Raw genomic sequence first — 11,664 nt, 5'->3', positions numbered from 1 at the left:
TGAGTTTGTTTATAAGCTCAATAGAAGATATTTTGGAGAAAAAATATTTGATAGGCTTATTATCGCTAGCATTACTGCTAATGGACATTAAACGGATATTCAACTATTTTTTCTATAAAATCTCCAAAAAGCAAATCTTCAAGATTATTTAAACCATTAAATGAAGAGAAATTATTACAATTTTCAATTCTTAAATTGGTAGTAATTGAATTTAACTCTTCTAAACCAACCAAAGACTCTAATGAACTATTGCCCTCAACATTTAAAATTTCAATTGTATCTGTCAAATTAATCCCTTCTAGATTTATTAAACTATTATTAGAGACTACTTGTAATATTGGTAAATTCTCTGTAATATTAATACCTTTTAAAGAAGTTAATTGCGTTCCTACTATTAAAATATCAATTGTAACAGAGTTAATGTTACTTAATAGTATTATATCATTATTTAAAGAAGTCCCAATTCGTAATACTCCATTTACTTCAGAATAACACAGAGCTCCAAAAGCATCTACTTCAGCCTGATTGTCTAAAAAAACACCATTAAATACTCCATTATTAACATCACATTGAGTCACAAAATTTAAAGGTCCAAACCACTCACTATTTAAAGAAGGACAAATCGTTTTAGCATATAAATCGTAAGATTTAAAAGGTAATAATCCAGTAACTGAAAAGATGTTATCTAAAACGTCTATAATGGTTCCTGTCCCTAAAGCAAAACCTTCTGTACCATATTCAACCTGTATAGGATTACTTGAAGTTCGACTAAAAACAGCTTCCGTTAGAGTAATTTCATCCAATTCTATAACTGGAGCTAAACATGGAGGTTCTGGACTTTCGTTTTCAGAAGAACAAGAAAAAATAAGTAAAACAGTTAAAATAAGTAGATATAAATTTTTTATCACATATTTGTTTTTAATATTATGCCAATATATATATATCAATTTTATACTAAAATTTATAAGTATTTTTAACCATTCAATATTCATTTTTAAAACTACAAACACTAAATTTGCAGTATGCTAGACATCAACAAAATTCGCAAAGATTTCCCTATACTTCAACGTAAAGTAAATGGTAAACCTCTAGTGTATTTTGATAATGCCGCAACCTCACAAACGCCACAACAAGTTATAGACGTTATTGTAGATTATTATAGTAATTATAATGCTAATATACACAGAGGTGTTCACACGTTAAGTCAAGAAGCAACAGATAAATACGAAGCTGCAAGAAATACTATTCAAAAGCATTTTAACGCAAAGCATTCGTACGAAATTATATTAACTGCAGGAACTACAGAAAGTATTAATTTAGTTGCAAGTGGTTTTGCTTCAATTTTAAAAAAAGAAGACGAAATTATAGTTTCAGCTTTAGAACACCATAGTAATATAGTGCCTTGGCAAATGTTATGTGAAAAAACAGGAGCTATTTTAAAAGTAATACCAATGAACCAAGAAGGTGAATTGGAAATGGATAGTTATACCGAATTACTTTCAGACAAAACAAAACTGGTATTTGTAAATCATATTTCTAACGCATTAGGAACAATAAATCCTATTGAGTTAATAATTGAGCAAGCCCATAACGTTGGTGCTGCTGTATTAATTGATGGTGCACAAGCTTGTCCTCATGTAAAACCAGATGTTCAAGCATTAGATGTTGATTTTTATGTAACCTCAGCACACAAAATATGTGGTCCAACAGGAGTTGGTATGTTATATGGAAAAGAAGAATGGCTTACTAAGTTGCCTCCATATCAAGGTGGTGGCGAAATGATAGATCAAGTCTCTTTCGAAAAAACAACGTATGCAGGTTTACCGCATAAATTTGAAGCAGGAACACCAAATATTTGTGGTGGTATTGCCTTTGGTGCAGCCTTAGATTATATGAATGCTATTGGTTTCGATAAGATTGCAAATTATGAAAATGAATTGTTAGCTTATGGAACTAAAAGACTTCTTGAAATTGAAGGCTTAAAAATATATGGAACTTCTAAAAACAAAACCTCTGTAATTAGTTTTAACTTACAAGGTATTCATCCTTATGATGTTGGTACTTTATTAGATAAAATGGGAATTGCTGTTAGAACAGGTCACCATTGTGCGCAACCAATTATGACATTTTATAATATTCCAGGAACTGTTAGAGCTTCCTTCGCTTTTTACAACACAAAAGAGGAAATTGATGCTTTAATTGAAGGTGTTAAAAAGGCAAAAATGATGCTGTCTTAATACTTTGGCTTCTTTTTTGTAATATTATACTATAAACAAACAACTATTACAAAATGAAAATAATTACAATACTTTTTTTTTCGATACTTCTAAATGCTTGTGGAGCTACTGAAGCTGCTAAGACAAGTCTAAACGAATCTGTAAATACACAACCTAAACTAGTGCAAGAAAACTTTAAAATAGAGTATACTACGCAGTCTAGAGGTTCATTTAATAAAATTATATTAGAAAATAAAACGGTAAGTTTTCAAAATGGACACAGTAGCAAACCTGTAGTTACTTCTTGCTCTGAAAAAGATTGGGATGACTTAATGGCTACAGTATCAGAATTGAATTTAAAAGGTATGAATATTCTTGAATCGCCTTCTAAAGCACATCAATATGATGGTGCAGCTGCAGTTAACTTAAATGTTATTAAAAATAATGAATCTTATAGAGTCCCTACTTTCGATGAAGGAAAGCCAAATAAAGAGATTGAAACCTTAATTAATTTAGTTATAAAAATAGCAGACACAACAAAAGAAAAGAACTAAAGATTTTTGTAATTTTGTATAAGTAAAATTGATTATAAAATGCAAAGCATTCAAGAGATACAAGACGAAATTATAGAAGAATTCGCAATGTTTGAAGATTGGGAAGAACGCTATCAATATATGATAGATTTAGGTAAGAACCTGCCTTTAATTGAGAACCAATTTAAAACCGAAGACAATATTATTAAAGGCTGCCAAAGTAAAGTTTGGGTTCACGCAGAAATGAATGAAGACATATTATCTTTTTCTGCGGATAGTGATGCTATAATAACTAAAGGAATAATTGCAATATTAATTCGCGCGTTTTCAAATCAACATCCCAAAAATATTATTGAAGCAAATACAGATTTTATTGATAAAGTAGGACTGAAAGAGCATTTATCACCTACAAGAGCAAATGGCTTAGTAAGCATGATAAAACAACTTAAAATGTATGCAATTGCATACCAAACACAAATTAAATAGCCTGTTTATTAGTTGTAGAGTTATTTACAGCTTTACGACTAAACTTTAAATAAGGCAAAGTATAGAAATAAAAAATGAGCGAAAACACAATAGATACAACAGTATTAGGAGAGAAAATTGTAGCAGTTATAAAAACAATCTACGATCCGGAAATTCCTGTAGATATTTACGAACTAGGATTAATTTACGATGTTTTTGTAAATGAAGATTATGATGTTAAAATATTAATGACATTAACAACTCCTAACTGTCCAGTGGCAGAAACACTTCCTCTAGAAGTAGAAGAAAAAGTAAAATCACTAAAGGATGTTAACGATGCAAAAGTAGAAATTACTTTCGATCCTCCTTGGACACAAGAATTAATGAGTGAGGAAGCGAAACTAGAACTTGGCATGCTATAAAATTAGTTAACAGTATATAGTCTCAAGTTAGCAGTCTAACTCTATTGTGATTACTCAAACTAAAAACATTTTATACTTTATAAAGTTTCAACTTAAATACTTTTAACTTTTTCAACATTATAAATTCATTTTGAAAGACGAAATAATAAATCGCGTAGCGAATAGTAAATTAGTCACTTTTGACCTTGAGGACTATTATCCTGAAGGTGATCGTGTCTTGTTTGATATTAAAGACTGGCTATTTGAAGGTTTAGTTCTTAGAGAGAAAAATTTTCGTGAACTTGTAAAAAACTACAATTGGTCTCAACACCAAAATCAATATATAGCATTAAAATGTTCTACAGATGCTATAATTCCTGCTTGGGCTTTTATGCTTTTGGTCGTAAATTTAGAACCATTTGTCGAAAAAGCCGTTATTGGAACTTTAGAGGATTTAGAGACTTCCATTTACCAGGACATTATCAACCAAATAGATATAGAATTTTTTAGAAATAAACCTATAATTATTAAAGGTTGTGCTAGTAAGCCAGTGCCTGTAAACGCTTACACTATGCTTGTAAAAAAGCTTAAACCAGTAGCGAAATCTTTAATGTATGGAGAGGCTTGCTCCTTTGTACCACTTTTTAAAAGCTAACAACACTTAATATTTACTAACTAATTGAATATCAGTATATTATATTATTGTAATATTTTTGATTAAGTTATTACAAAGCATATCTTTGCTCAGGATTTTTAAAAAATTTTAAATTAATAAACTTTAAATTAATAAACATGAAAAAATTATTACTATTATCTGTATTTTTTGTCGGAATTGTATCGATGAATGCACAAACTAAAGAAGATTTAGTAGCTCAAAAAACTGAAAAGCAAGCCATTGCAGATGCTGCTCAAGGAGAAGCTAATGCTTTACAAGCTAAAATAGATGCTCTTCCAGGATGGAGAAAAGGTCTTTTTGGAACAGTAGGTGGAACACTTTCTAACTTTAGCAACTGGTACTCTCAAGGTTCTCCTGATAATGCATCTGGAAACATTGGTATATCTGTTAATGCTTATGCAAACTTAATTGAAGATAAATTTTTCTGGAGAAACGCTTTAACAACAAACTTAAACTGGGTAAAATTAGATGATAAATCTAATGATATTTTAGAAGGAACTGCTCTTGAGGTAGATGATAAAGATTTTAATGCAACTACAGATGTATTTAATATCTCTTCTCTATACGGAAGAAACATTACTAAAAACTTTGCTGTATCTGGTTTAATGGAATACAGAACTACTTTATTAGACAACTTTAACGATCCTGGATATTTAGATGTTGGTGTTGGTGGAACTTGGACTCCTTTAGAAAACTTAATTGTTGTTATTCACCCATTAAACTACAACTTTGTATTTGCTAGTGGAGATTCTGTTTTCGAATCTTCTTTAGGTGCTAAAATTGTTGCAGATTATACAAGACAAATTGGTGCTATTAGCTTCAAGTCTAACCTATCTACTTTCCAAAGTTATAGTGATGGAGATTTATCTAACGTAACTTGGACTAACTCATTTGGCTATACTTTATGGAAAATGATTGGTGTTGGTTTTGACTTTGGTTTAAGAAGCAACAAACAAGAAGCTGCTAATTTCCAAGGTGTAAATTTAGCTGATGGAGATAACAAATTACAATCTTACTGGTTATTAGGATTAAGTTATAGTCTATAATACAAAGTACTACTCAATAAAAAAGGTGAAACAGAAATGTTTCACCTTTTTTATTTGCGTTAAGGATGGAAGCGGTATCCTTTTATTTGCTGCCATATATGGCAAATAAAAGATATAGCGTACAGCCTGACCTTTAGGTAACGCCCAAATTATTTTATTCTTCTTCTTTTCCCATATTAGCATAATCGTAATCTGGATACAGAAAATGATTATACGGAAAACGTGTTACGTGGATTTCTCTAACCTCTTCGTAAACACGCTTTTTAAAGTCTTCTAAATTCTCTTTGTTTAATGCAGATATAAATAGCGCGTTGTTTTTACCAACTCTATTCATCCACGTTTTTTTCCATTCCTGAAGGCTGTAATGCTCTTCGGTACGTTTAGCAATTAAATCGGTTTTATCAAAAGGTTTAGCTTCGTAGGCATCAATTTTATTAAAAACCATAATAACAGGCTTATCACCACTATTTATTTCGCCTAAAACCTTGTCTACAGATGCGATATGATCTTCGAAATTAGGATGAGAAATATCTACTACATGAAGTAATATATCTGCTTCACGAACCTCATCTAGAGTACTTTTAAAACTATCTACTAATTGCGTTGGAAGTTTACGTATAAAACCAACGGTATCGCTTAAAAGAAAGGGCAAATTTTGGATTACTACTTTTCTAACAGTAGTGTCTAAGGTTGCAAAAAGTTTGTTTTCTGCAAACACTTTACTTTTGCTAACAGTGTTCATTAAAGTAGATTTACCTACGTTTGTGTATCCAACCAAGGCCACACGAACCATTTTACCACGATTTCCGCGCTGTACAGACATTTGCTTATCAATTACCTTGATTTTGTCTTTAAGCAGCGAAATACGATCTCTTACGATACGTCTGTCTGTTTCAATTTCTGTTTCTCCAGGTCCACGCATTCCTATTCCACCTTTTTGGCGTTCAAGGTGTGTCCACATACCTTTTAATCTTGGTAGTAAATATTCGCATTGTGCTAATTCTACTTGTGTTCTTGCATAACTTGTTTGCGCGCGTTGTGCAAAAATATCGAGAATAAGATTTGTTCTATCTAGTACTTTACATTCTAATATTTTACTAATACTACGCTCTTGGGAGGCAGACAATTCGTCGTCAAAAATAGCTGTGCCAATTTTATTATCGTGAATATACTTACGCACCTGTTCCATTTTACCTGTACCAATGTAAGTTTTAGGGTTAGGCATTTCCATTTTTTGAGTGAATCGTTTTTTTACTACTCCACCTGCTGTAAATGTTAAAAACTCTAACTCGTCTAAATATTCTTTAGACTTAACTTCGTTTTGCGTTTTAGTAACTACACCAATTAAAACGGCGCTTTCTAGCGCTATATCTTTCTTTTCTAACATAAATAATTATATAATACAAAGTTATACCATTTCGGGTATAAATATCTATTGAAATAGAAGTGATTTTACATAAGCTATGAATGCTTCAATTAATTTATATGCTATAATTAGCCTCTAAACAAAAAGAAATCATCTTTCATGTCCTCGATTTGGGCATCTTCGTTGGTAATAATATAATCAATCGCTTTAGATGTAAAAGTGTTGCCTTTTTGAGTAAGTGAAACAATACTTTCATTAACCACAATCATATTATTTTTGAGCGCTAATTCTAGTACTGTTTTGGCTCTTACTTTTTGCCAATTAATATGCTCTCGAAGATGGTTTACATGTCTTTCTTCTAACTCATTATGGTTTTTTAAATGGAGTAAAAAGGTTAATAAAGACACTTCGGTACGTTTTTGTTTTTCGCGATACATAACTGCAATAACACCTTTACTTGGCGCAAATAAATAAACCAATAAAAACAGTAAACCTAGCATGGTTGTAATAGAACCAGCAATTGAAGCATCTAGCCAATGCGCAAACCAATAACCAGAAATTGCACTTAACACTCCAAAACTAATGGCAAGTGAAAGCATTTTCTTTAAATCTGTAGTTAATAAATAGGCTGTTGCAGCTGGTGCAATCATTAAAGCGACTACTAAAATAGCACCAACAGCATCAAAAGCACCAACGGTTGTAACTGAAGCAACACTCATTAATCCATAATGAATAATCGCCGGAGAAAAACCAAGTGAGGCAGCTAAACCAGCATCAAATGTACTTACTTTTAATTCCTTGAAAAAAGCAATTAATAACGTAATTGTTATTAGTAAAATAACACCAATAATCCATAATGCTTTTGGGCCAACGTCTGTTCCAAGAATTAGTAATCTATCGAAAGGTGCAAAAGCCAATTCACCTAATAAAACTGCATCAACATCCAAATGCACATCGTTAGCATTTTTAGCAATTAAAATAACACCAATACTAAACAAAGCAGGGAACACTAAGCCAATAGCTGTATCTTCTTTTACTAGTCCGGTTTTTTGAATATACTCCACCAAAACTACTGTAATAATCCCTGTAAAAGCAGCGAACAAAATTAATAGTGGTGAGTTTAGATCTTGTGTAATAAAGAACCCAATAACAATACCAGGAAGTATAGAATGACTTATGGCATCGCTTATCATCGCCATTTTACGTAACACTAGAAATGTACCTGGAATAGCACATGCAATAGCTACTAAACTTGCTATAAGTTGTATTTCTATTTGAGCACTATTCATCTTCTGTAGTTTGTTTAGTGTATAAATTTGCGGCAGTTTCAAAGCCAGTTTTGGTTAAACTCCACATATTGGCTTGAAGTTCTACATAATCTTTTTCTACTAGTTTTTGCAGTGTTTTACGTGTGTAACCTTGGAAATTATTTAGTAATTTAATAGCATGTGGATGCGAAATATCATCATGTGTTTCAGCAATATTATGCATAAAAGCTAATGTTTTATGAAGTTCTAAATCACGACGATTTCGTATAAGACGAATTTGTTTAAATAGTAAACCACGACTTGGAGAAAACACAAACGAAAAGAAAACAAAAACCGATGCTACCAAAACAATTACTGGTCCTGTTGACAAATTGGTTTGACTTGCGCTAATGGCAGTACCAAAAACACCAGAAAAGGCTCCAAAAATAGCCGCTAAAAAAACCATAGTGGCTAAACTATTTGTCCATTGTCGTGCAGCAGCAGCAGGTGCTAAAAGCATGGCACTCATTAGTACTACTCCAACAGTTTGTAATCCTAAAACAATAGCTAAAACTATAAAACTGGTGATTAGTATATCTATAAATTTAGTATTGAAACCTAATGTTTTGGTATAGTCAGCATCAAATAACAAGAGTTTAAATTCTTTCCAAAATAATAATAAAACTAGTAAACATAAGCCTGTTACAATTGCCATTAACCAAACATCACTTTCTACTAACGTTGCAGCTTGACCAAATAAATATTTATCTAATCCTGCTTGATTTGCGTTTGGTTGTTTTTGAATGAATGTTAATAATAACATTCCAAAACCAAAAAATAATGATAGAATTAAGCCTAAAGCAGTATCGCTTTTTAAGTGTGTTTTCTTAACGATTCCACGAATCCAAAACGTACCAATTAGTCCACTCACTAGAGCGCCTAAAAGTAATGTATTTGTGTCTTTTGCACCTGTAATTAAAAAAGCAATTGCGATTCCAGGTAATGCGGCATGCGAAATAGCGTCTCCAAGCAAGCTTTGTTTTCTAAGTACAGCAAAGCTGCCTAACATGCCTGTAACAGCTCCTAAAATGGCTGTACCAAGTGTTATTGTTCTTAGTGTATAGTCGGTGAAGACTAGTTGAAAATATTCTGTTATGTCCATTTTTGTCATTCCTGCGAAAACAGAAATCTATTTTATTATGTGTCAGTTCGAGTGATTCCAAATTTTTCTTTCAGAATTGTATCGAAAACTTTTTTAAAGGCCTCTCGATACAATTTCTTCATACTTCAAAAACCACTTGAAATTACATTATCTTTTATTTAATAGAGTAAACAAAGAATACTGAGACTGATCGCTGCGAGCTTACTCCTGTATACTCACTTTATAGTTAATACCATAAGTTTTGGTTAAATTATCATCATTAAAGATGTCTTTAACTGGACCTGTGGCAATTTTTTTCACGTTTAAAAACGTAACCCAATCAAAATATTCTGGTACAGTTTGCAAATCGTGATGCACGACTATTACTGTTTTACCAGCTTTTCGTAATTCTTTTAAAATATTAATAATGGCTATTTCTGTTGTAGCATCAACACCTTGAAAAGGCTCATCCATAAAATAGATTGAAGCATTTTGTACTAAAGCACGTGCTAGGAAAATACGTTGTTGTTGTCCACCAGATAACTGGCTAATTTGTCTACTTTTAAAAGCTAACATGCCTACTTTTTCTAAAGCTTCTAAAGCAGCTTTTTTTTCTTTTTGTCTTGGTCTTTTTATCCAACCTAAGCTTCCATAGGTTCCCATCATTACAACGTCTAGAGCTGTGGTTGGGAAATCCCAATCTACACTTCCCTTTTGTGGAACGTAAGCAACTAGTTGTCGTTGTTTTTTATAAGGTTTCCCGTAAATAGCAACACTACCAGCTATAGGATTTAATATACCTAAAATAGACTTTATAAGTGTCGATTTTCCTGCACCATTTGGTCCAACAATAGCCATTAAAACACCTTCTGGAATTTCCAAATCGATATCCCAAAGCACTGGTTTATAGTTGTAAGCTACTGTTAAATCATCTACTTTTACGGCTATTTTTTTATCCATTATTTTAATGCATTAACAATTGTATTCACGTTATATTCAAACATCCCAACATAAGTACCTTCTACAGTTCCAGCATTTCCAAGCGCATCAGAAAATAATGTTCCTCCAATAACAACGTCGTGTCCTTTAGAATTCACTGCAGCTTGCAAAGCTTCAATGGTACGTTTTGGCACAGAACTTTCTACAAAAATGGCTTTTACTTTATTCTCGATTATAAAAGCAGCTAGTTTTTGCACGTCTTGAACACCAGCTTCTGTTGCTGTACTCAATCCTTGTAAGCCAACAACATTAAAGCCGTAGTTTTTGCCAAAGTAATTAAATGCGTCGTGAGCAGTAACTAGTATTCTTTTTTCCTTTGGAAGTGTTTCAATAGTTGCCAAAACGTTTTGTTCTAAAGCTTCTAATTTCTGAAGGAATAGTTTTTCATTTTTAACAAAACTATTCGCATTTTCAGGATTTTTTTCAGATAAAATTACTGTTACTTTATTGGAAAATTGCTTAAAAAAAGCAATATTGAACCATACGTGTGGATCGTAATTTGAAGCAAAATAATCTGAACCAATTAATTGCGATTTATCTAAAACTGCACCAAGTTCTATTGGTGTTTTGGTGTTACTTCCCATTTTCTCGAACACTTCAACAAGTTTTCCTTCTAGATGCAAGCCGTTATAAAAAATAACATCTGCGTTAACTAATTTAGTAACGTCGCCTTCGCTTGCTTTGTATAAATGCGGATCTACTCCACTTCCCATTAAACCTTGAATATTAATATGGTCTCCACCAATGTTTTTTACTAAATCGGTAATCATAGAGGTTGTAGTTACAACATTTAGTTTTCCATTATTTTGTTTTGTGTCGTTTTTACAGTTGAATAATAGTACTGTAATTGCAATTATGAGTATGTTTTTTTTCATATTAATTTGTTATGATTTTGGTATTCTAAAACTAACGCCTGTACTAACTAAAATATCTTGTCCTTTGGTAATACTAGAACCAACCGTAACATCAAATTGTACATTATTAGAAATTAAATATGTAAGTCCAGCATCCCAAAAATGATTTGCTTTGTTGTTTTCTGGAAAATCACCATAAAACTCTATATAAGCTCCAATTTTATTAGTTAAACTATAACCATAAGCAATAGTGTAGAGATAGGCAGCTTCTGGATTATCATTCTCCCAAGCAGCTCCAATATTGTATGATAAACTTGATTTTTCGTTTAAAGTATGCGCAAAAGAAAATCTAAAATCTACTCCTGTATTTTCTGGTCTTAGTTCCTTTTTAACTGAAAAAGGTAAATTTAAATGTCCTAGAAAACCAATTTCAGGCATTGCTCCATTTTCTTTTGCAATAGTAGTTTTAAAACCTAGTAATAAAGGCGAAAAACTAGTAAATGAAGCAATTTCATCACCATCAAATCTTGTTTTACTATCTGTATAATTATAACCTAAACGAAGTTCTAAATTATCTAATAATCCATAACGCACTAACATGGTGTTTAAAGTAAAATCTTCTGTTCTAAAATTATTATCTTCAAAGCTTTCATAAAAAGCGCCAGTTTCTACTTGTAAAAATCTTTTAGCAACAGCAGTTGGAGATTCTGTAGCATCTGG

At 31.8% G+C, this 11,664-nt stretch carries 13 protein-coding genes; 6 read left to right on the top strand and 7 right to left on the bottom strand.

The window, feature by feature from the left end:
• Positions 1-77: 77 nt before the first annotated feature.
• Positions 78-908 (bottom strand): hypothetical protein, encoded by an 831-nt coding sequence (locus tag Q0C58_RS05605; protein WP_290698631.1) that lies wholly within the window; start codon positions 906-908, stop codon positions 78-80.
• A 114-nt stretch (positions 909-1,022) separates the two neighbouring features.
• Here Q0C58_RS05605 and Q0C58_RS05600 point away from each other — a divergent pair, with 114 nt between their 5' ends.
• The 6 genes from Q0C58_RS05600 to Q0C58_RS05575 all read left to right on the top strand — a co-directional run bounded on the left by Q0C58_RS05600 (position 1,023) and on the right by Q0C58_RS05575 (position 5,337).
• Entirely contained in the window at positions 1,023-2,237 is a 1,215-nt protein-coding gene (locus tag Q0C58_RS05600) for a cysteine desulfurase (protein ID WP_290698629.1), read from the top strand.
• A gap of 53 nt (positions 2,238-2,290) precedes the next feature.
• Positions 2,291-2,770 (top strand): hypothetical protein, encoded by a 480-nt coding sequence (locus tag Q0C58_RS05595; protein ID WP_290698627.1) that lies wholly within the window; start codon positions 2,291-2,293, stop codon positions 2,768-2,770.
• Positions 2,771-2,809: 39 nt separating this feature from the next.
• Positions 2,810-3,235: a SufE family protein gene (locus tag Q0C58_RS05590; RefSeq protein ID WP_290698624.1), complete on the top strand. Its 426-nt coding sequence runs from the start codon at positions 2,810-2,812 to the stop codon at positions 3,233-3,235.
• Positions 3,236-3,309: 74 nt separating this feature from the next.
• Positions 3,310-3,636: a DUF59 domain-containing protein gene (locus tag Q0C58_RS05585; protein WP_290698621.1), complete on the top strand. Its 327-nt coding sequence runs from the start codon at positions 3,310-3,312 to the stop codon at positions 3,634-3,636.
• Positions 3,637-3,766: 130 nt separating this feature from the next.
• Positions 3,767-4,270 (top strand): DUF2480 family protein, encoded by a 504-nt coding sequence (locus Q0C58_RS05580; RefSeq protein WP_290698617.1) that lies wholly within the window; start codon positions 3,767-3,769, stop codon positions 4,268-4,270.
• Between the two features lie 137 nt (positions 4,271-4,407).
• Positions 4,408-5,337 carry a DUF3078 domain-containing protein gene (locus Q0C58_RS05575; RefSeq protein ID WP_290698614.1) on the top strand — a complete coding sequence of 310 codons (930 nt, stop codon included), beginning with the start codon at positions 4,408-4,410 and terminating at the stop codon, positions 5,335-5,337.
• Positions 5,338-5,491: 154 nt separating this feature from the next.
• Here Q0C58_RS05575 and hflX read toward each other — a convergent pair whose 3' ends face one another.
• From hflX to Q0C58_RS05545, 6 genes are all read right to left on the bottom strand, one after another.
• The gene (gene hflX / locus Q0C58_RS05570; RefSeq protein ID WP_290698611.1) at positions 5,492-6,724 is read right to left on the bottom strand and encodes a GTPase HflX; all 1,233 of its coding nucleotides are present in this window, start codon (positions 6,722-6,724) and stop codon (positions 5,492-5,494) included.
• A gap of 107 nt (positions 6,725-6,831) precedes the next feature.
• Complete coding sequence (locus Q0C58_RS05565; RefSeq protein ID WP_290698608.1) at positions 6,832-7,992, bottom strand: metal ABC transporter permease; 1,161 nt, start codon at positions 7,990-7,992, stop codon at positions 6,832-6,834.
• Positions 7,985-9,112 carry a metal ABC transporter permease gene (locus tag Q0C58_RS05560; protein WP_290698606.1) on the bottom strand — a complete coding sequence of 376 codons (1,128 nt, stop codon included), beginning with the start codon at positions 9,110-9,112 and terminating at the stop codon, positions 7,985-7,987. The genes Q0C58_RS05565 and Q0C58_RS05560 overlap by 8 nt, the downstream gene beginning before the upstream one ends.
• Positions 9,113-9,313: 201 nt before the next feature.
• Positions 9,314-10,051: a metal ABC transporter ATP-binding protein gene (locus tag Q0C58_RS05555; RefSeq protein WP_290698602.1), complete on the bottom strand. Its 738-nt coding sequence runs from the start codon at positions 10,049-10,051 to the stop codon at positions 9,314-9,316.
• The gene (locus Q0C58_RS05550; protein ID WP_290698600.1) at positions 10,051-10,965 is read right to left on the bottom strand and encodes a zinc ABC transporter substrate-binding protein; all 915 of its coding nucleotides are present in this window, start codon (positions 10,963-10,965) and stop codon (positions 10,051-10,053) included. Before Q0C58_RS05550 ends, Q0C58_RS05555 begins: the two co-directional genes overlap by 1 nt.
• A 9-nt stretch (positions 10,966-10,974) precedes the next feature.
• The coding region (locus Q0C58_RS05545; protein ID WP_290698597.1) for a transporter at positions 10,975-11,664 on the bottom strand (690 nt) is incomplete at its 5' end.

It is taken from the genome of Lacinutrix sp., from assembly GCF_023299985.1.
Lineage (GTDB): Bacteria > Bacteroidota > Bacteroidia > Flavobacteriales > Flavobacteriaceae > Lacinutrix.
The sequence above is the reverse complement of the archived record's forward strand: the minus strand, read 5'-3'. Positions and strand labels throughout refer to the sequence as shown.